16 protein-coding genes are annotated in these 19,578 nt (G+C 63.5%); 8 read left to right on the forward strand and 8 right to left on the reverse strand.

What is annotated here, in order from left to right; translation table 11 throughout:
* The first annotated feature begins 1 nt into the window (after position 1).
* Both ccmA and ccmB read left to right on the forward strand, forming a co-directional pair.
* Positions 2-619 carry a heme ABC exporter ATP-binding protein CcmA gene (gene ccmA, locus QZ964_RS05905; RefSeq protein ID WP_292529870.1) on the forward strand — a complete coding sequence of 206 codons (618 nt, stop codon included), beginning with the start codon at positions 2-4 and terminating at the stop codon, positions 617-619.
* Between the two features lie 175 nt (positions 620-794).
* Entirely contained in the window at positions 795-1,466 is a 672-nt protein-coding gene (gene ccmB, locus QZ964_RS05910; protein ID WP_292529872.1) for a heme exporter protein CcmB, read from the forward strand.
* A gap of 213 nt (positions 1,467-1,679) precedes the next feature.
* Here the strand turns inward: ccmB and QZ964_RS05915 are convergent, their stop codons facing one another.
* The 4 genes from QZ964_RS05915 to QZ964_RS05930 form a co-directional block, all read right to left on the reverse strand.
* Entirely contained in the window at positions 1,680-2,108 is a 429-nt protein-coding gene (locus tag QZ964_RS05915; RefSeq protein ID WP_292529902.1) for a DUF1772 domain-containing protein, read from the reverse strand.
* Positions 2,109-2,201: 93 nt separating this feature from the next.
* Positions 2,202-3,008 carry an enoyl-CoA hydratase gene (locus QZ964_RS05920; RefSeq protein WP_292529875.1) on the reverse strand — a complete coding sequence of 269 codons (807 nt, stop codon included), beginning with the start codon at positions 3,006-3,008 and terminating at the stop codon, positions 2,202-2,204.
* Between the two features lie 71 nt (positions 3,009-3,079).
* Positions 3,080-5,485, reverse strand: coding sequence for a penicillin-binding protein 1A (locus QZ964_RS05925; protein WP_292529877.1), 2,406 nt, complete (start codon positions 5,483-5,485; stop codon positions 3,080-3,082).
* A 346-nt stretch (positions 5,486-5,831) separates the two neighbouring features.
* The gene (locus QZ964_RS05930) at positions 5,832-7,106 is read right to left on the reverse strand and encodes an N-acetylmuramoyl-L-alanine amidase (protein ID WP_292529878.1); all 1,275 of its coding nucleotides are present in this window, start codon (positions 7,104-7,106) and stop codon (positions 5,832-5,834) included.
* 643 nt (positions 7,107-7,749) lie between these two features.
* Between QZ964_RS05930 and QZ964_RS05935 the strand changes: the two genes are divergently transcribed.
* Complete coding sequence (locus tag QZ964_RS05935) at positions 7,750-10,686, forward strand: Rne/Rng family ribonuclease (protein ID WP_292529880.1); 2,937 nt, start codon at positions 7,750-7,752, stop codon at positions 10,684-10,686.
* Here QZ964_RS05935 and QZ964_RS05940 read toward each other — a convergent pair.
* On the reverse strand, positions 10,683-11,846 hold the full coding sequence (locus QZ964_RS05940) for a pyridoxal phosphate-dependent aminotransferase (RefSeq protein WP_292529882.1): 1,164 nt from the start codon (positions 11,844-11,846) through the stop codon (positions 10,683-10,685). The two genes, QZ964_RS05935 and QZ964_RS05940, sit on opposite strands and share 4 nt — an antisense overlap.
* A 102-nt stretch (positions 11,847-11,948) precedes the next feature.
* Here QZ964_RS05940 and QZ964_RS05945 point away from each other — a divergent pair, with 102 nt between their 5' ends.
* Together QZ964_RS05945 and QZ964_RS05950 are read left to right on the forward strand one after the other, a co-directional pair.
* Positions 11,949-12,290 carry an MmcQ/YjbR family DNA-binding protein gene (locus tag QZ964_RS05945; protein ID WP_292529884.1) on the forward strand — a complete coding sequence of 114 codons (342 nt, stop codon included), beginning with the start codon at positions 11,949-11,951 and terminating at the stop codon, positions 12,288-12,290.
* Positions 12,278-13,594, forward strand: a complete 1,317-nt coding sequence (locus tag QZ964_RS05950) for a DUF4010 domain-containing protein (RefSeq protein WP_292529886.1) — start codon at positions 12,278-12,280, stop codon at positions 13,592-13,594. The genes QZ964_RS05945 and QZ964_RS05950 overlap by 13 nt, the downstream gene beginning before the upstream one ends.
* On the opposite strand, the gene trxA is transcribed toward QZ964_RS05950, so the two are convergent.
* From trxA to QZ964_RS05965, 3 genes are all read right to left on the reverse strand, one after another.
* Positions 13,578-13,958 carry a thioredoxin gene (trxA, locus tag QZ964_RS05955; protein ID WP_292529888.1) on the reverse strand — a complete coding sequence of 127 codons (381 nt, stop codon included), beginning with the start codon at positions 13,956-13,958 and terminating at the stop codon, positions 13,578-13,580. The genes QZ964_RS05950 and trxA overlap by 17 nt on opposite strands.
* Positions 13,959-14,444: 486 nt before the next feature.
* Complete coding sequence (locus QZ964_RS05960; RefSeq protein WP_292529890.1) at positions 14,445-15,980, reverse strand: acyl-CoA carboxylase subunit beta; 1,536 nt, start codon at positions 15,978-15,980, stop codon at positions 14,445-14,447.
* Between the two features lie 40 nt (positions 15,981-16,020).
* Positions 16,021-16,683, reverse strand: a complete 663-nt coding sequence (locus tag QZ964_RS05965) for a hypothetical protein (protein WP_292529892.1) — start codon at positions 16,681-16,683, stop codon at positions 16,021-16,023.
* Between the two features lie 299 nt (positions 16,684-16,982).
* Between QZ964_RS05965 and QZ964_RS05970 the strand changes: the two genes are divergently transcribed.
* From QZ964_RS05970 to QZ964_RS05980, 3 genes are all read left to right on the forward strand, one after another.
* Entirely contained in the window at positions 16,983-18,263 is a 1,281-nt protein-coding gene (locus QZ964_RS05970; RefSeq protein ID WP_292529895.1) for a site-specific integrase, read from the forward strand.
* 91 nt (positions 18,264-18,354) lie between these two features.
* Positions 18,355-18,978, forward strand: coding sequence for a hypothetical protein (locus QZ964_RS05975; RefSeq protein WP_292529897.1), 624 nt, complete (start codon positions 18,355-18,357; stop codon positions 18,976-18,978).
* 348 nt (positions 18,979-19,326) lie between these two features.
* A partial coding sequence (locus tag QZ964_RS05980; RefSeq protein WP_292529899.1) for a hypothetical protein occupies positions 19,327-19,578 on the forward strand: 252 nt, incomplete at its 3' end.

The raw sequence follows: 19,578 nt of genomic DNA on the forward strand, positions 1-19,578 counted from the left end.
AATGCGTCTTTGCGTCGAGAATCTCAGCGTGTCGCGCGGCGGGCGCATGGTTCTCGATCGCTTAAGCTTTTCGCTTTCCTCGGGTCGGGCGCTGGTCGTTACGGGGCCCAACGGCGCCGGAAAATCAACGCTCCTGCGGGCGCTGGCGGGACTCCTGCCGCGCGCCGGGGGCTCGGTTGGGCTTGCCGGCGGGCCGCCCGAGGCCGAGCTGCCGCAGCAGGCGCATTATCTTGCGCATAGCGATGGAATGAAGGCCGCGCTAACCGTCGAAGAGAACCTCGATTTCTGGTCGGCCTATCTCGCTCAAACGCCCGACCAGCGCAACCGCACGGTCGAGGCCGCGCTCGGGGTCGTGGGCCTTAGCCATGTCGTTAGCGCGCCACTCGGCGTGCTCTCGGCGGGTCAGAAACGGCGCGCCGCGCTCGCGCGCCTCCTTGTCGCCTTCCGGCCGCTATGGCTGCTCGACGAGCCGCTGACCGCGTTGGATCGGGCTTCGCGCGATAAATTCGCCGCCGCCATGCGCGAACATTGCGCGCAGGGCGGGCTGATCGTCGCCGCGACCCATGAGCCGTTGGGACTGGAAGAGGCGAAGGAATTGGCTCTAGGGAGCGCGGGATAATGCTGCGTTGCTCTCCGCGGCTCCTTGCCCTCGCCCTTCACCTTACCTCTCGCCGCCAGCGGGGAGAGGGGTCATCGGCGCCGCGCTTGCCGCCCCCTCTCCCCGCGAGAGCGGGGCGAGGAGAGGCAAGGGGCCGGGGAATTGGCTCGAATGCCGTAAGAGCATGGAGTCTAGATTGAGTTCTCCGCTCGCCGCGCTTTTCCTGCGCGAATGGCGCGTCGCGCGCCGTATCGGCGGCTCCGGCGCGATGGGCGTCGTGTTCTTCCTGACGCTCGTCGCGATCGTGCCCTTCGCCGTCGGGCCAGACCCCAATCTCCTCGCCCGCATCGGACCGGCGATCCTGTGGATCGCGGCGCTGCTGGCGACGCTGCTCTGTCTCGATCGCCTGTTTCAGGCCGACGCCGAAGATGGTTCGCTCGATCTCTTCCATCTCGCCGAGACGCCGCTCGAACTGGCGGTGCTGGTCAAATGCGCCGCGCATTGGGCGGCGACCGGCCTGCCGCTCGTTGTCGCCGCGCCGTTTCTCGGCCTCATGCTGCAACAGGAGACGATGGCGCTTTTAGGCGTCGTCGCGACTCTTCTTGTCGGCACGCCCGCTCTCACTTTGATCGGCGCGATCGGCGCGGCGGCGACCGTCACGGTGCGGCGCGGCGGCCTGCTGATGGCGCTGCTCGTGCTGCCGCTGACGATCCCGGTGCTGATCTTCGGCGTCTCCGCCGCGGAGGCGGCGAGCGGCGGGACGGTGCCTTTCGACGCGCCCTTTGCGATTCTCTGCGCGATCACGCTCGCGGCGCTCGCGCTCTGCCCATTCGCCGCCGCCGCGGCGCTGCGCTACCTCGGCGAATAGAAGCGCTCAATCGATGCACAGCCAGATCTGCCTCGTCAGCCTGCGCGAGCCGGAAAAGCGGCGAGCGTGAAGGCGATGGCGAGCGCCAGGAGCAGCGCCAGATGCAGTGCGCGGTTTTGCAATCTGGACATTTCTAGACTCCCCTAAAATGCGCGCTCAAAAAAACGCGCGGTGAGTCATTATGAGTGAACCAACGTCCAGCGCCTCGTCCAGTTAGCTGAGAGAGGCCCAAAGGAAGACCAGAGTTGCAGCGCAGCCGAGGGCGGCGCGCACCGAATGTAGCCGCGCCCAGCTCTTGATCAGCTTGCGGCTTTCCGGCCCAGCTTCGATTGGATCAATCGCCATGAGCCGCTCGTTGACGGGCATGATTTTCAGGAGCGTATAAGGCCAGTTGGCGACTATGAGCGCGGCGCCTAAAAGCCAGAGCCATTGGCCTGTTTGCCACCATGCCACGGCGCCGAAAACGCCTCCAAGCAACGCGATCGGCGCTTGCATGGCGAAGCCGCGCTTATAGGCGGGCTTCCATTGTCTCAGCAGACTCTCGTCGTTGAGTTCCAGTCGCGCCGGTTGCTCGGCGACAATGATGTAGAGCGCCGCGCCAGAGAATATGGCTGCGGCGATCAGTGCGAACTGGCCCATAATCATGTCATCGCTCATTTGCGGTCACAACCGCATCGCCGCCGAACCGCTGATTCATTACATGCGCGCGATCGGCGGGCGCCGCCGGGAGATGCTTCAACTTTCCGCCCATGTGGGGGAGCGCTTCTCCAGGAAGGCGCCGATCCCCTCCTTAGCGTCTGCCGCCAGCATGTTCTCGACCATCACCGCGCTCGCCAGCGCATAGGCTTCCGATAGCGGCTTTTCGCGCTGCTCGTGGAACGCCTTCTTGCCAAAGCGGATCGCTTGCGGGGATTTGCGCGCGATGAGTTGCGCCAGCGCCAGCGCGCCGGTCCGCGCGCCATCGGCCGAGATGCGGTTGACGAGGCCTATGCGCAGCGCCGCTTCGGCCCCGATGGGAACGCCGGTCAGCAACATCTCCATCGCGTGCTTAGGCGCGATGCTCCGCGAAACGGCCACAGCCGGCGTCGAACAGAAAAGGCCGATGTCGACGCCCGGCGTGCAGAAGCGCGCCCGCGGCCCGGCGACGGCAAGATCGCAGCTTGCGACAAGTTGGCAGCCGGCGGCTGTCGCCATCTCGTCGACAGCCGCGACGACCGGCTGAGGCAGTTCGACGATCTTCTGCATCAGCGCCGCGCAGGCGCGCATCGTCTCCGCAAAGAAGGCGCGGCCACGGTCGGGATCGTTGCGATGCGCCGTCAGCTCCTTGAGGTCGTGGCCGGCGCAAAAGGCCGGCCCTTCCGCCTGCAGCACGACGACGCGAATGTCGTCGCGGCCGGCGATCGCATCGAGCCTGCCCGACAGAGCCTCAATCATCGCGACAGACAAAGCGTTGCGCGAGGCGGAGCTGTTCAGCGTCAGGGTCGCGACGCCAGCCGCGGTCTCCAGCGTCGCGCGCGAGTTTATTTCGGCGTCAAGGGTCATCGCTTCGAGCATATAGGCCGGCGGCCGGAGAGACTAAAGTCTCCGGCCGCCGCGTTCGATCTCATCTCGATCTAATAAAGTCCGCCGGTGCCGCTGCCGACCTGCTGATCCACGTCATGCGGCGTATCGAGCTGACGCGGGCCGCCGCCGGCCGAATAGGCGTCAGGCGGCGCAGTTCCCGGCTTGAACGCTTCGAGGATCGTGCCCGCTCCCGACGAACGAAGCCCGGAGTGCACGTCGACGGAAATGAGCTTGATCCCCGGCGGCACGCGGAATGGCGTATCCGGCTTGTCCTTTAGCGCGACCGTCATGAAGTCGCGGAAGATCGGCGCGGCGAACTGCGCGGCCTGCGCATGGCTGCCAAGCGAGCGCGGGCGGTCGTAGCCGATGAAGACGCCGACCGCGAGGTCAGGAGAGAAGCCCACGAACCAAAGATCTTTGGCTTCGTTGGTCGTGCCGGTCTTGCCGGCGAGATGCTTGCCGACCGCCCTGATCGAGACGCCGGTGCCGCGCTGGATCACGCCTTCCATGATCGAGGTGATCTGATAGGCGGTCAGCGGATCGAGCACCTGCTCGCGCTTGTCGATGAGCTTCGGTTCGAGCTGGCTTTCCCATCTGCCCGCATCGCAGCCGATGCATTGGCGCTCGTCATGGCGGTAGAGCGTCTTGCCCCAGCGATCCTGAATGCGGTCGATCAGCGTCGGCTTGATGCGCTTGCCGCCGTTCGCCAGCATCGAATAGCCGGTGACCATGCGCAAAAGCGTCGTTTCGCCGGCGCCGAGCGCCATCGACAGATAGGGCGTCATTTCGTCGTAAACGCCGAAGCGCTTGGCGTATTCGGCGACAAGCGGCATGCCGACGTCTTTCGCCAGACGCACCGTCATCATGTTCTTGGAATGCTCGATTCCATAGCGCAGCGGATGCGCGCCGGTGCCGTGGCCGCCTTCGAAATTCTCCGGCGTCCAATAAGTGCCGTCCGCCTGCTGGATGGAAATCGGCTCGTCGAGAATCGACGACGAGGGCGTATAGCCGTTGTCGAGCGCCGTCGCATAGACGAACGGCTTGAACGAGGAGCCGGGCTGGCGCAGCGCCTGCGTCGCGCGATTGAACGCCGACTGGTCGAAGGAAAAGCCGCCGACCATCGAGAAGACGCGACCCGTATGCGGATCCATCGCCACCATCGCGCCGGAAATGTCGGGAATCTGCCGCAGCCGATATTGGCCGGCGCGTCCGGCGAGCGGCTCGACATAAATCACGTCGCCGGCGCTAAAGGCCGAGCGCGGACTGCGGCCGGCCCAGCGCATCCCTTCCGCAGTCAAAACGCCCGTCTCGCGTTCGCGCGCTACTTCGCCGGATTTTTCGCGTCCCGGCTGAAGGCCGATGCGCGCCGTATCGCCGGTCACGTCGAGTACGACGGCAAGGCGCCAAGGCTTGACGTCGCCAAGCGCCGGAATCGCGGCGAGCGTCACGCCCCAGTCGGACGAGATGTCGATGTGGTTCATCGCGCCGCGGAAGCCATGCGCTTCGTCGAAACGCACGAGGCCGTCGGCCAAGGCCTTCCGCGTCCAGGCCTGCATCTTGGGATCGAGCGTGGTGCGCACCGACAGGCCGCCCTCGTAGAGCTTCTTCTCGCTGTATTGCTCCAACAGCTGGCGGCGCACTTCTTCAGCGAAATAGCCGGCGACATAGGTGTTGGGCGAAAGAACGCGGGGGTTGACGCCAAGCGGCTCGGCCTTCGCCTTGGCGCCTTCTTCGGCTGTCACATAACCGTCGGCGATCAGGCGATCGATGACGTAGTTGCGGCGTTCAAGGGCGCGCTCGCGGTTCTGAAACGGATGATAATTGCTCGGCGCTTTGGGAAGCGCTGCGAGGTAAGCCACCTCGGCAAGCGTGAGCTCATTGACCGATTTGTTGAAATAATTGAGTGCAGCGGCGGCGACGCCATAGTTTCCAAGCCCGAGATAGATTTCGTTCAAATAAAGTTCGAGAATCTTGTCCTTGGGATAGGCCGCTTCGATTCGGAAGGCGACGAGCGCCTCGCGAATCTTGCGCTCGATCGAACGTTCGTTGCCGACAAGGAAGTTTTTGGCGACCTGCTGCGTAATGGTCGATGCGCCCTGCACATGGCGGCCCCCCTGAGCGAGCACGGTCACGGCGCGCATCACGCCTTCCGGGTCGACGCCGATGTGGTTGTAGAAATTTTTGTCTTCGGCGGAGATGAACGCCTGCTTCACCAATTGCGGAATGGCCGAGCCCGGCAGGAACAGGCGGCGTTCGTGCGAATATTCGGCGAGGATCGAGCCATCGCCGGCATGAAGCCTTGTCGTCACCGGCGGCTCGTAGTTGCGCAGCTGCTCAGTGTCCGGCAGGTCCTTGGAGAAGTAGTAGATCAACCCGGCCGCGGCGATCGCCCCGATAAGGAATACGATCGTCGACGTCGCGAAGACGAAGCCCAAAAACCGTGCGAGCATTCGCATGAAATATCACCCTTAGAGCGGCCGACGCCGGGCGTCGGCTAGTGTTTCCAATGTCGATTACCGCGTCGCGACGCCGGGGAACGGCCCGGCCGGCGCGCAGCCGGTTCGTCCGGCTCAGATATAGTGAGCGATCGCGCGTTTTGCGTCGCCTTCTCCAACACGCCCCTTTGGATCGTTCCGCCTTCCGGCGCGTTCCGGCGTCGGGTCGCCAGCCCGTTGTATGCGAACAACGCCGGAAGCGTTTCCGCAAATATGTGGCGCGGGTCCACGTTTCACTTCGTTCAGCGTCTGCGACGCCCGGGCGGTCGTGCGTCGCGATCGTCTCGATGTGCCGTAATTTTGTGTTTTATTGTGGGCGCGCCGCGCCTGAAGGGCCATCGGCGGGCGCTCGCGCCTCTCGGCTGCGCCCGCTGATAAAGGCGTCTACAGCTGCGGCGGCTTTCTGCGCCGCGCGCTCGCGCCATTCCTGGGAGGTCAGCCGGGCGAGATCTTTGTCGCTCGAGAGATATCCGAGTTCGAGCAGGACAGAAGGAACGTCAAAGGCTTTGAGAACAACGAAGCCTGCGGATCGGCTGGGATTTTTATTGAGCGCGCCGACTTCCTTCCAAAAGGAGATCAGCGAATGCGAAAACTGCCGGCTGTAGGAGCGAGTTTCTCGCCGCGTCAGTTCGAACAATATGTCGCCAACCTGTTCGGCGTCCGCCTTGCTCTCGAGACCGGCGGCCTGATCGGCGAGATTTTCCTTCTCCGCCATTCGCGCCGCTTCGGCGTCCGACGCGCGCTCCGAGACGGTGTAGACGGTCGCGCCTTCGACATGGGCGGCGGCGAGCGTGTCGGCGTGAATCGAGACAAACAGCGAAGCATTGTTTTCACGGGCAATTCGCACTCGCTCGGCGAGCGGCAGGAACATGTCGTGGTCCCTGGTCAACAGGACGCGGGCTTGGCCGCCCTCGTCGATTTTCTGCCGAAGAGCGCGCGCGAACTCGAGCACGACATCCTTTTCAAGCTCGCCGTGCTTGCCGGTTGCGCCCATGTCGAGCCCGCCATGGCCGGGATCGATGACCACCACAGGCCGGTCCGTGGGCTTGTCCGATGGCGGCTTGGCCGCCTGTAGCGGCTGAGCCGGTGGCGGGTCGGCAGGCTGGCGGCGGGCCTGTTCGGCGGCGGTGACGGCGAAATAAGCGGCGCTGGTCGGCGCGAGTTCAATGACCAGCCGCGGTCCGCCCGCCGTCGGCTCGCTGTCCGCCTTGAGAATTTTGGCTGGGCCCGTGAGATCGATCACGACGCGCGAGCGACCCGGCGCGAATATGCCGTAACGGTATGATTTTATTAGCTTATCTCCTGGAGCCAGGCCAGCGTTCGCCTCCATGCGAAAGAGCACCTGGGGCAGATCGACGATGATGCGCGGCGGATTCGCCACCGGATAGGCCGTCACCGGTGGCAGACCCGTAAGATCGAAGAGCAGACGGGAGCGATCGGAAAGCGCCTCAATTCGGGCCGACAGCGCGGATATTTCCGTCGCCGGCTCGACGGCCGCGGCGGGTCGCGCCAGCGCACCCGCGACCGCGAGCGCAAAGAAAAACAGTCGTGACGCTCCTGCGCGCAAAGCGATCCTGCTCACGTTCGTCCCTAACTGGTCCGGCAATCGCCGATTTTGAAAGAGGGGCCTTAACGCATCGTTAGCTTATCCGAAACCCTACTGCTCGGGGGACCTTTCTCCGCAAATTTTTTGGTGAATAGCTGAGCCGGCGCTTGCGCCGGCCGAGAGCGATCGATATGTAGAGAGAAAGCTGCGGAATTCTAAGGCGCGATATTTGCCGCGCGGTGCGGCCGTCAAGTCGGGCCAACGGAATTTCGGGACAGTTGACATGTTTCCGTCACGCCGCCCAGCGCAGGTCGTGACGTTTAGTCGCCGCCTTAGGGCGTCGCGAAAGGTTTTTTGACGATCTCATGGCGAGGACCGTGAAAGGCGCGAGAGTAGACCTTTTCTCCGTGCGGCTTGTCCGCGCGGCGGGACGGAGTTTCGCCGAAAACATGGCCTCTCGGCTTGTTCGTCATTTCTCGGGGACGCAGCGTGACGCGCTTCGTCTTCCTTCCGGCGCGCGCGCCGGCCAGCGTATCGCAGGCCTTAGGCCTGTCTCCCTTATCCTCACAACAAGCGTTCGCGCCATGAGGCTGCGCCAAAGAGCGGTCGCCGAGTCCCCACTTGGACTCAGGCTTGCCCCGTCGGCGCCATTGCGCGCGGCGCTGCAGAAGAGTCCCCCATGGCCAACAAGATGCTCATCGACGCCTCCCACCCGGAGGAGACCCGCGTAGTCGTTCTACGCGGAAACCGCGTTCAGGAATTCGATTTCGAGGCCGCTGACAAAAAACCGCTGCGCGGCAACATATATCTCGCGAAGGTCACGCGCGTAGAGCCGTCGCTTCAGGCCGCCTTCGTCGACTATGGCGGAAACCGTCACGGCTTTCTGGCCTTCGCCGAAATCCACCCTGACTATTACCAGATTCCTGTCGCCGACCGGCAGGCGCTGCTCGAGGAAGAGAGTCGCGCCCATCAGCAGGCCGAAGAAGAAGAGCGCGCGCCACATGGCCGCGGACGCCGTTCGCGCCGCCGCCAATACGAGGGCGCCGAAAAGCGCGCCAGCGCCGACGAGACCGTGACGAGCGAACGCATCGACGATTCGGTGGCGACGTCGATCGTCATCGAGGACCAGGCCGAGACGGCCTTCGCCGATGCGCCGGACCTTGCAGCCGAGTCGGAAGCGACTGTCGCGGCGTCGCCTGTCGCGATCGAGACGCTCGCCGTCGAGCCTCGCGGCGCTGACGACGAGGAAGCGGCGGCTCAAGTCGAGCGCCCCGCCAGCCCGACTGCCGTTGAGCCGAGCGAGGAGGACGATCAGCCGATCCTCTCGGCGCCTCATGAGCAGATTTCCGTCGACCCCGCCGGCTTTGGCTCGGTCGAGACCGGCGATGCCGACGAGTTCATGCTGCAGGCTCCCGAGCCTGATCATGAGTTGAAAGCGCGCCGGCAGGACGAGCGCGACGCGGCGCGTGACCGCGCCCGCGAGGAATCAGACGACGAGACGGCGGACGTCCACGCCCGCGTCGAAGCTCCGGCTGAGGAGCACGACGAGGAAGAGCACGACGATGAGGAGGATCACGTCGAGCACATTGGCGGTGACGCGATGGATGAAGCGCCCTATCGCGCGCCCCGTCCGCGCCGCCAGTACAAGATTCAAGAGGTCATCAAGCGGCGTCAGGTGCTGCTCGTTCAAGTCGTAAAGGAAGAACGCGGCAACAAGGGCGCCGCGCTCACGACCTATCTTTCGCTCGCCGGTCGCTATTCGGTGCTGATGCCCAATACGGCTCGGGGCGGCGGCATTTCGCGGAAGATCACCGACGGCGCCGATCGTAAGCGCTTGAAGGAGATCGTCCATGATCTCGAAGTGCCGGAGGGCATGGGCGTCATTCTGCGCACGGCGGGCGCAACCCGCACCAAGCAGGAGGTCAAGCGCGACTTCGAATATTTGCTGCGTCTATGGGAGAGCGTGCGCGAACTGACGCTGCGTTCTTCGGCGCCGACCCTCGTTTATGAGGAAGGTTCGCTCATCAAGCGCGCCATCCGCGACCTCTATGGACGCGACGTCGAGGAAGTGGTCGTTTCCGGCGAGGACTCCTATCGCGAGGCTAAGGACTTCATGCGCATGCTGATGCCGAGCCACGCCAAGAACGTGCGCCTGCATCGCGAGCCATTTCCGATTTTCGCCGAAAGCGGCGTCGAGGCCCAGCTCGACGCGATGTTCTCCAACCATGTCACGCTGAAATCCGGCGGCTATCTGGTCATCAACCAGACCGAGGCGCTTGTCGCGATCGACGTGAACTCGGGGCGCTCGACTCGCGAGCACAATATCGAGGACACGGCGCTTCGCACCAATCTCGAGGCCGCGGACGAAGTCGCGCGGCAGTTGCGGTTGCGCGATCTCGCCGGTTTGATCGTCGTCGATTTCATCGACATGGAAGAGAGCCGCAACAATCGCGCCGTCGAGCGACGGCTCAAGGACGCGTTAAAGAGCGACCGCGCCCGCATTCAGGTCGGACGCATTTCGCATTTCGGATTGCTCGAAATGTCGCGTCAGCGCATCCGCGCCGGCGTCGTCGAAGGCTCGACGGTGCCGTGTCCGCATTGCGCCGGCGCCGGCCATGTGCGGTCCACCGCTTCCATTGCGCTGCATGTGCTGCGCGTGCTGGAGGAGGCGCTTGTCAAGAGCGCGGCGCATGACGTGACGCTTCGCACCCGCGCTGTCGTGGCGCTCTATATCCTCAACCAGAAGCGCGCCCATCTGCAGGAGTTGGAAAGCCGCTTTGGCGTGCATATCACGGTGGCCGCTGACGATACGCTGACAGGCGCGACATATCACGCGCTTGAGCGCGGCGAACTCGCGACCGGACCGCGGGTGTCGCAGCGTGATGCGCCTTTGCGCGTCGATTCGATTCGCGCCGAGCCTCTTGAAGAAGAGATGATTGAAGAAGCCGCCGTCGGTGAAGTGTTCGAGGCGGAAGAGGAGGGCGACGAGGCGGGCGACGAACCGCGCCGGCCCGAGAATGGCGTCCGGCCGCAATTTGGCGCCGAGGACGAAGGCGCATCGCGCGGTCGTCGTCGCCGCCGTCGCCGCGGCCGCGGCGGCGCACAAGGCGGCGACCAGCAAGCGCCCGGCATCGAACAACCGTCCGATGAAGGTCTCGCGTTCATGGCGGCGATCGAGGGCGCGCCGGCTCCAGCCGAAGAACGTCCTGACCGGCGCGGCGGCAGACGCGGCGCCAGCCGCAGTCCCGACCGTGGCCCTGGCCGTTGGCGGCGATCTGCGCCCCTGCCGGAGGAATTCAAGGATCCTTCCGCGGTCTTCCCGCTCGACGAGATGGGCGAGCGCGCTCAGGAGCTGATGTCTTCACGCGCAGCCCCGGCGCCGGAGTTTCTTCCCGCAGTCCCGGTAAACGGTACCGAAGTTGCGCCGCCTGCAGACGAGCGCGTTCGGGAGACGTCGGCGGAGATCGTTTCGCGCGAGCAGCCGCCGGCGCCTGAGCCGACGCCGCGGCCGGTCGTCCAGCGCGAGGCGACGGAAGTCGTCATCACCCAGGCCGACCCCAATCGTCCGAAGAAGGGCGGCTGGTGGCAGCGGGTGCGCACGCCATTTGGCGGTTAGGCGCTGAGCCAGGCCTCCAGCCGGGCGACGCCCTCGCGTAACTCTGCTTCCGGGCCGGCGTATGAAATCCGCAGCGTATGCCCGCCGCGGCGCGGATCGAAATCGAGGCCGGGCGTCGTCGCGACGCCGGCTTCATGCAGCATTCGCCGACAGAATGCGATTGAGTCGTCGGTGAATCGCGACACGTCGGCGTAAATGTAAAAGGCGCCGTCGGGCGGCGCGAATTTGTCCAGTCCGACGCGAGGAAGGCGATCCAGCAGGAACGCCCGATTTCGCGCATAGACGGCGCGGTTGGCCTCCGATTCGTCGCTCGCGTCGAAAGCGGCGAGGGCCGCTCGCTGCGATAAGGTCGGCGCGCAGATCGCGAGCGACTGCTGCAGGCGCTCGAGCGGACGCATCAATTCCTGCGGCGCGACGAGCCAGCCGAGCCGCCAGCCGGTCATCGCGTAATATTTCGAGAAGGAATTGATGACGAGCGCGCGATGCGAAAAGCGCAGCGCCGTTTCCGCGCGCATCCGATATTCGAGTCCGTGATAGATTTCGTCGGAGACAAGGACGATTCCGGTTTCCTCGCAAAAGGCGCAGATTCGCGCCAATTCTTCGCGCGCAATCATCGCGCCGGTCGGATTGGCCGGACTCATGCAGAGCGCGCCGTGAAGCCTTCCGTTGCGATGAGCGGCTTCGAGGATCGCAGCGGTGGGCGCAAAGCGCGTCTCTTCGCCCACCTCGAGCAGGACCGGCTCCAGGCCGAGCGCGCAAAGAATATTCGCGTAAGCCGGATAGCCGGGGGCGGCGACGGCGATGCGCGCGCCCGGGTCGAACGCCGCGAGAAAGGCGAGCAGAAAGCCGCCGGAGGAGCCCGTTGTGACAATGACCCGGTCGGGCGCGACGTCGACGCCATAGCGCTCGCCGTAGTGACGCGCAATGCGCGCGCGCAGCGGCGGGTCGCCGAGCGCCTCGCCGTAGCCGATGTATCCGTGGCGCAGCGCTAGAGCGGCGGCTTCGCGCACCCGTAGCGGAGCGGCGACGCCGGGCTCGCCCAGTTCCAAATGAATGATGCTGCGACCGGCGCGCTCCAGCGCTTTGGCGTCGCGCAGCACGTCCATCGCCATGAAGGGCGCAATATTGGAGCGATGGGAAGGCGACAGGGGCAAGTTCATACAATGGTTCTATTGCCAATCTCGCTCGGGCGCACGCTTTCGCGGCCGCGCGCCATATTATCTAGGCAGCGCGAATCGCGCAGCGCATTTCAAGGAGCCGTCGTGGCCGACAGCCGTGATTTCCGGCGCATCGCAATGTCTCTTCAAGGAACGAGCGAAGCGCCGCATTTCGACAGAACCGCCTTCAAGGCCACTCGGATCTACGCGACTCTCGCCGCCGACGGGCTGACGGCGAATGTGAAATTCCTTCCAGAAGAGCAGGCGTTCAAATGCATGATGGCGCCGCAAGCGTTTGCGCCCGTCGCCAACGCCTGGGGGCGGCAAGGATGGACGACGATTTTGCTCGCAGCGATCGATGTCTCAGAGCTGCGCGGCGCGCTTGAAGCAGCTTGGCGTCACGCGACAAGGAAAAAGACTGCAAAGAAAAACCAATGTACGAATTAACCGCCGCCGAGCTGATCCAGAGACTGTCGATCGCTCTGGCGATCGGCTTGCTCATTGGTCTGGAGCGAGGTTGGGTTGCACGCGGCGAGGCGGAAGGGGAGCGCGCCGCCGGTCTGCGCACGCATGGGCTTGCCGGCCTGCTTGGCGGCGTGTGGGGCGCAATCGTTCAGCCTTACGGCGCTTCGGGCGTCGTCGCTTTGGCGATCGCCTTTGTTTTCGTCGGCGCATTGATCGGCGCTTATCGCTATCGCGAAAACGTGCACGACGAGACCTTTGGCGCGACGACCGCCGTCGCGGTCTTGCTTGCGTTTTCGCTCGGAGCCTTTGCCGTCATCGGCGACATTCAGGCGGCCGTCGCGGCGGCGGTGGCGACGACGGCGATTCTGGCGCTCAAGACGTTCTTGCATCGATTCGTCGAGCGCATCACCTGGGACGAGTTGCGCTCCGGTTTGGCGCTGCTCGTCATGAGCTTCATCCTGCTTCCGGTTCTGCCCAATCGCGCCATCGACCCATGGGACGCGGTGAATCCTTTCGAATTGTGGCTGATGACCGTGCTGATCGGCGCAATTTCCTTCGCCGGCTATATCGCCGTGAAGGTGATCGGTTACCGCCGCGGCGTCGCCATCGCCGGCATGGCGGGCGGACTGGCGTCCTCGACCGCCGCGACGGCGGCGATGTCGCGACTGGCGCGCGAACATCCGTCGCAGATTGACGCGTCCGCCGCAGGCGCAATTTTTGCGAATGCGGTGATGGCGCCGCGCATCATCGCCGTCGTTGCCGTCATCAGTCCAGCGCTGGCCTGGCTCCTGGCGCCGCCGGTCACTGCGGCCGGCGTTGTTTTTGCGCTCGCGGGCGTTTTCCTGCTGCGGCGAAGCGCCGGCGAGCGACCGGGGGAATCGAACAGCATCACCGTCGCCAATCCGCTCGATCTTGGCGCGGTGCTGAAATTCGGCGCGCTGCTCGCGACGGTGATGGTCCTCTCGCGACTCGCCACACATTTTGCCGGAAGCGCTGGCGCCTATGCTCTCGCCGTCGCTTCCGGCGTCGTGGACGTCGACGCGATTGCGCTCACCATGGCGCGCCTCGGCCCAACCGAGATCGGCACAAGAGCCGCGGCGGGCGCGGTCCTGCTGGCGCTGCTGTCGAACACGGCGTCGAAAGTCGTCATGGGCTCAGTGATCGGCGGCGCCGGGATGGGACGCCGACTCGCCGCCGTTTCGATTCTCGCGGTCGCTGGAGCCCTCGTGGCGCTGTGGCTGTCGGGCTTTGCCGGCCTTCCGGACTCGCTCACACGGCCGCAGTGATCCACCGCGACAATTCGCCCTTGGGGGCGGCGCCGACCTTTTGCGCCGCGGCCTTGCCGTCCTTGAACAGAATGAGCGTCGGAATCGACCGTATGCCAAGCTTGCTCGCCACGGCGGGGTTTTCGTCGATGTTGAGCTTGACGACTTTGATCTTTCCCTTCATTTCCGCGGCGATTTCTTCGAGCGCCGGGGCGATCATGCGGCAGGGACCGCACCACTCCGCCCAAAAATCGACAACGACCGGCTCGGCGGATTTGAGCACTTCCTGTTCGAAAGTCGCGTCAGTGATTTTTTGCGTAGACATTGCCGGCCTTTCGGTGGGACTTCTTTGCTGCACGTGCGCGGAAGGTAAGAAGCGGGTCATCGCCCGTCAAGGCGATGGCCTAACCGCGCTGGTTCAGGCCTGAGAGAGACGCTTTGCCGCGGAGAAATTCCTGTGGCGCTACTAGTCGACGGAAACACAAAGAGCGGGGATGGCGTCCCGCCACTCCCCGCTCTTCGGCACCCCGTCCTTAACCAAACTGAAACGCCAAGCTCCGAAGTCTTAAGTCGCTCCGATGGCCCGTTCGCGGACTCATGCGAGCCTCGGCGAACCGCGTTCTGTTCGGCGTCCTCCCCGACTTGGACCGTAGCTGGGCCTAATTCCCGCGACGCGTTCGACGCTTAGGCATTTACCCAACCAACCTGGCGAGCGAACACTATGACAAAACGGGTGGCCTGTCACTTCAAAAATGAAGCACTTTGGCGAATTTTGTGATGAGGCGCCGTCGATTTAGGCGGACGGCGCCGCGGCGCCAAAATCGCCCCAACGCGAGTATCGAGGCGGTTGGCGCGGCGGCGTTGCAGCGCGTTACAACGGGATGTTGTCGTGCTTCTTCCAAGGATTCTCCAGCTCCTTGTGACGCAGCAGCGCGAGCGCGCGAGCGATTCGTTTGCGCGTCGAACGGGGCATGATCACTTCATCGATGTAGCCTCGCTCAGCGGCGACGAATGGCGACAGGAATCGGTCTTCATATTCCTTGGTGCGTTGAGCGATCTTCTCGGGATCGCCGAGGTCGGAGCGGAAAATGATTTCGACTGCGCCCTTGGCGCCCATGACGGCGATCTGCGCCGACGGCCAGGCGTAATTGACGTCGCCGCGAAGATGTTTTGACGCCATAACGTCATAGGCGCCGCCGAACGCCTTGCGCGTAATGAGGGTCACCTTCGGCACCGTCGCTTCGGCGTAAGCGAAAAGCAGTTTCGCGCCATGCTTGATGAGACCGCCATATTCCTGCGCCGTGCCGGGCAAGAAACCGGGCACATCGACGAAGGTGACGATTGGAATATTGAAGCAATCGCAAAAGCGCACGAAACGCGCCGCCTTCTTGGAGGCGTCGATGTCGAGCACGCCGGCGAGCACGAGCGGCTGATTGGCGACGAAGCCGACCGTGCGCCCTTCGATGCGGCCGAAACCGATCACGATATTGCGCGCGTGCGCTCCCTGGATTTCGAAGAAGTCGGCTTCGTCGACGACCTTATGAATGAGTTCCTTGATGTCGTAGGGCTTGTTGGGATTATCCGGAACAATCGTGTCGAGCGAAGCATCGACGCGGTCGACCTCGTCGAAAGCCGTCCACTCCGGCGGCTCCTCCTGATTCGAGGACGGGAGAAAATCGATCAGCCGCCGCATCTGCAGCAGCGCTTCGACGTCATTGTCATAAGCGCGATCGGCGATCGAACTCTTGGTGGTATGCACCGAAGCGCCGCCGAGTTCTTCCGCCGTCACCGTCTCGTTCGTCACAGTCTTCACGACGTCCGGTCCGGTCACGAACATGTAGCTCGTGTCGCGCACCATGAAGATGAAATCCGTCATCGCCGGCGAATAGACGTCGCCGCCGGCGCAGGGGCCCATGATCACCGAGATTTGCGGAATGACGCCAGACGCAAGCACATTTCGCTGGAACACTTCGCCGTAGCCGCCGAGCGCCGCGACGCCTTCCTGAATGCGCGCGCCGCCGGCGTCGAAGAGGCCGATAATCGGGGCGCGATTTTTGAGCGCCATGTCCTGCAGCTTGGTGATCTTTTGCGCGTGAGTCTCCGAGAGCGAGCCGCCGAAGACGGTAAAATCCTTGGCGAAGACGAAGACGGCGCGGCCGTTGACGGTTCCCCAGCCGGTGACGACGCCGTCGCCCGAGATTTTCTCGCCCTGATCCATCCCGAAATCGGTGCAGCGATGAGCGACGAACATATCGAACTCTTCGAACGATTCGTGATCGAGCAGAAGTTCGATTCTTTCTCGCGCGGTGAGCTTGCCGCGAGCATGCTGCGCTTCGATGCGCTTCTGTCCGCCGCCCAGCCGTGCGGACGCGCGCCGCTGTTCGAGCCCGTCGAGAATATGTTTCATGTTTTGGCCTGTTGCTGATGATGACTGATGTCGTGCGCGGCTAAAGATTGCGCGAGCCAAGCCGCCAGCGCGCGATGTCGGCGCCGGTCAACATGTAAAGCCTGTCGGGCGACGTCCGCTCGGCGAGCTTCACGAGTTCGGTGCTGACGCCCATCATCGCCGCATAGCGCGAAAGCGTCTGGAGCATGCCGCCATCGTCCAAATTGCGCTCGCGAACGAATCCGCCTTCGGCCATGTCGAAATTGGTTGAATAGTTGAACATGCGGTGCACGCCGACGCTGCTTTGCGCTGGTATGACGCGCTTCCTGCCGCCCATCAGCGCATAGACGCACGCCGAATAGCAGCGGCCCGAAACGAGCGCCATCGTGTGCGATTGATCGGCCGCGGGACGAGCGACGATCACCGCCATGCCGAGCTTGCGGAGGGCCTGGCCGAGCTCCATCGAGGCGACGACCTTGCCGCCGGGCGAGTCGAGCAGCACAATTCCACGAATATTGCCGCCGCGAGCGTTTTCGCGCACGAAGGCGAGAAAGGCGTCGGGCGTCGCTTCGCCGATTTCGCCTTGCGCCGCGATCACCTGGGGGCAACTGGCGCCGCAGCCGCCCGAATTCAGGCCGACGACGCGAAAGCTCATCTCCTCGGCGCGCGCGGATGAGGCGGCGGCGACGCACAGAGCGAGCAGGACGGTCTTGATCAGTTTCATCCAGACGGCCTTTTTTGGTCCGAGCAGCCTAAAGCGAATTCCCGGGTCTTGGAACACCAATGCCCCCGCCGCGCGGCGCCGCTCCAAAGATGCTGGTGGGCGGTGACGGTCTCGAACCGCCGACCCTCTCGGTGTAAACGAAGGGAACGCTGATTTCCCGGCTTTTCTCATGCTTCCCCGTGCTTCCCCCACATTGACAAGTAGCTGATTTCAGGTGACTCTCCATTTACTGCTCGTTTCCGGGAATGGATATTGTTTCCTGTGTCCTGCTTCCCCGGTGCTTCCCCGGACCTTTCCTAATGCCAAAGCTCACGAAGCGGATCGTCGACAGCCTAGCGCCCAAGCCAGACGGCGACGTGTGGTCATGGGATAACGAATTGCGAGGTTTCGGCGTCCGCCTGAAACCATCGGGCGCGGCCTCTTATGTCGTTCAATACCGAACGGCGCAAGGGCGCACCAGGAGACTGGCTTTCGCCAAGATCGGGACAATCACGCCCGACGAGGCTCGGACAAAAGCCAAGCGGCTGCTGGCGGCTGCCGAATCGGGCGGCGATCCTTCCGCCGAGCGCCACGAGGCGCGTGAGGCGCTAACCGTCGCCGAGCTTTGCCAACGCTACTTGGCGGCTGCCAACTCTGGCCTCGTTGCGACACGCTTTCGCAAGCAAAAGGCGCAATCGACCATTTACAACGACAAAGGCCGCATCGCGCGACACGTCGTGCCCTTAATCGGCGACAAAGTCGCCCGCGCCCTCACCAGGGCGCAGGTCCAGCGGATGGCCGACGCCATCGCCGCCGGGAAAACAGCCGCCATTATAAAGACCGGAACGCGCGGACTCGCCATCGTCGAGGGCGGCGCTAGCACGGCGGGGCGAACCGTCGAGTTGCTCGGCGGCATATGGACATGGGCCGAAAGACGCGGCTTCGTCAGCGGCCCAAATCCTACGCGCGGCGTTGAAAAGCATCGCGGCGAGCCTAAGGACCGCGTCCTGACGCCGGACGAGCTTGCAAAGCTTGGGGCCGCATTGCGCGATAAGACGGCGATTTACCCTATGGCTGCCGCCGCGGTTCGCTTGATTGCGGTCACAGGTCTACGGCGAGAAGAAGCTGTCGGCCTGAAATGGGGGGAGATTGACGCTGCGACGCAATGCTTGCGACTTGAATCCACGAAGACCGGTCGCTCCATGCGCCCTATCGGCAAGCCGGCGCTGCAATTGCTCGCAAGCCTTCCGCGCCTTCACGGCGAGTGGGTTTTCCCGAACCAACTGGGGACCGGGAGCGCCGAACTGAAAAAACAAATAGCCGCCATCTTCGACGCAGCAGGGCTGAACGACGCACGCTCGCACGATCTTCGCCGCACATTTGCGAGCGTCGCAGCGGACGAAGGCTACGGCGACTCGACGATCGGCGAAATGCTCGGGCATGCCCGCCGCGGAGTGACGGCCCGGCATTATATCCGCCGGCCAGACGCGGCGTTGATCTGTGCCGCCGACAAGACGGCCGAGCGCATTGCGCGTGCGATGGACGGGACGCGCAGCGGCGACGTTGTGGCGTTGAAGAAAACAGGCGGCGACGCCGCATAAACAGACGCGCAGGGATAGGCCGGCCAGCCGACAAGCGAGAACGTCCACTCGTTTCCCTGCGCTTCCATTGGACGCTCGCGAAGGACGCGCGATGCTGATTATAAAAAAACCAACTGAAGAAGAGCAGTTAGAGTTTGTCAGGACTCTCATAAAGAGAGACGAGCGAGAATATAGTCGCGCTTCCACGTCGGACGCAGATTTAATTACAAGATTTAAGATGTTCGTCGAACTTGAGCCTTTTGCTTTAAACGCCATCGAAAATGCGAATTGTTGGGGACGCGTTCTTTCCTCGGAAGAAGAGGCAAGGTTCGCTAAATATGAAAAAACTATACGTGCTTGCTACTCAGTAATTGTTAATTCAATTTTGCCCCTCGATGAAAAGGACATAGTCCTTCGCAGCCTTAAGGCTGCAATGTATATCGGGCTGCAAGCGCGACTTAATCCTAATGGGGTTCAAAAGAAAATACGTCGCCGCCAAAGCGAACAGGGAAATGCTGCAAAATTAGAAAAACGCGAGGCGCTCTTGCGCGCAATCCTTGCGGACGCCAAAGAAAACAATCTGACGCTTGCGGTGAGCTTAGAATTCGCGCGCTCAATTCGTGACGACATTTGCAAACGCCTCGGAACGGACAATGCAGAGGGCAGTTGGCCTAGCCCCGGCACAATCAAGAGCGCAATATCCACAATAAAGCGAGGTCAGAACCCGGGGTTCTAACCCCATGAAAGGTCAGAACCCAGGGTTCTGACCTTCGGGCCTATTGGCGACGAGCAAATTGTTAGTAAATGCTTCCGCTGTTCCTGGCTTCTCCAGGCGTTTCGATGGGAACAGCAATGGACGCGACACAATTCCTCCGCCGCGATGCTGCGGCAATTTACCTCCGACAGCGATACGGTTTTGGCTCGGCGCGCACCTTAGCCAAGGGCGTGGTGACTGGCGATACGCCTGAATTTCACAAGGCAGGGCGCCTCGTCCTTTACACACGCGAGGCGCTCGATCGGTGGGCGCTTGACAAGATCGGCGCGCCGCGGCGCTCAACTTCCAACACGACGGCAGCGTGACGCCATGGCCTCGACACAAAAGAACCCGGACGCGGGGGGCGTCCGGGCTCGGGAATTGTTCGGTTGCGTTGCGGCGCTGAACGATTCTGAGAATACTCATCGCGCGTCCCCGCCGCAAGAATTTCCGCCCCGCGCGACGCTGGCCCGCTGCTGGCCGGGGCTTCGCGTCAATCGCCTGACGTGGCGCTGGGTCGACGTCGCCAGCGGCAGGCGTGGCGACAGCATCGAGACGTTGCTGGCCTTCCTCGGCGAGGCG

The organism is Methylocystis sp. (assembly GCF_021731785.1).
GTDB lineage: Bacteria > Pseudomonadota > Alphaproteobacteria > Rhizobiales > Beijerinckiaceae > Methylocystis.

Coding starts and splice junctions, on each gene's coding strand:
- ccmA (WP_292529870.1), top strand. CDS start 2: ATGCGTCTTTGCGTCGAGAATCTCAGCGTGTCGCGCGGCGGGCGCATG.
- QZ964_RS05920 (WP_292529875.1), bottom strand. CDS start 3,008: ATGACCCTTGACGCCGAAATAAACTCGCGCGCGACGCTGGAGACCGCG.
- QZ964_RS05925 (WP_292529877.1), bottom strand. CDS start 5,485: ATGCGAATGCTCGCACGGTTTTTGGGCTTCGTCTTCGCGACGTCGACG.
- QZ964_RS05935 (WP_292529880.1), top strand. CDS start 7,750: ATGGCCAACAAGATGCTCATCGACGCCTCCCACCCGGAGGAGACCCGC.
- QZ964_RS05940 (WP_292529882.1), bottom strand. CDS start 11,846: ATGAACTTGCCCCTGTCGCCTTCCCATCGCTCCAATATTGCGCCCTTC.
- QZ964_RS05950 (WP_292529886.1), top strand. CDS start 12,278: ATGTACGAATTAACCGCCGCCGAGCTGATCCAGAGACTGTCGATCGCT.
- trxA (WP_292529888.1), bottom strand. CDS start 13,958: ATGACCCGCTTCTTACCTTCCGCGCACGTGCAGCAAAGAAGTCCCACC.
- QZ964_RS05960 (WP_292529890.1), bottom strand. CDS start 15,980: ATGAAACATATTCTCGACGGGCTCGAACAGCGGCGCGCGTCCGCACGG.
- QZ964_RS05965 (WP_292529892.1), bottom strand. CDS start 16,683: ATGAAACTGATCAAGACCGTCCTGCTCGCTCTGTGCGTCGCCGCCGCC.
- QZ964_RS05970 (WP_292529895.1), top strand. CDS start 16,983: ATGCCAAAGCTCACGAAGCGGATCGTCGACAGCCTAGCGCCCAAGCCA.
- QZ964_RS05975 (WP_292529897.1), top strand. CDS start 18,355: ATGCTGATTATAAAAAAACCAACTGAAGAAGAGCAGTTAGAGTTTGTC.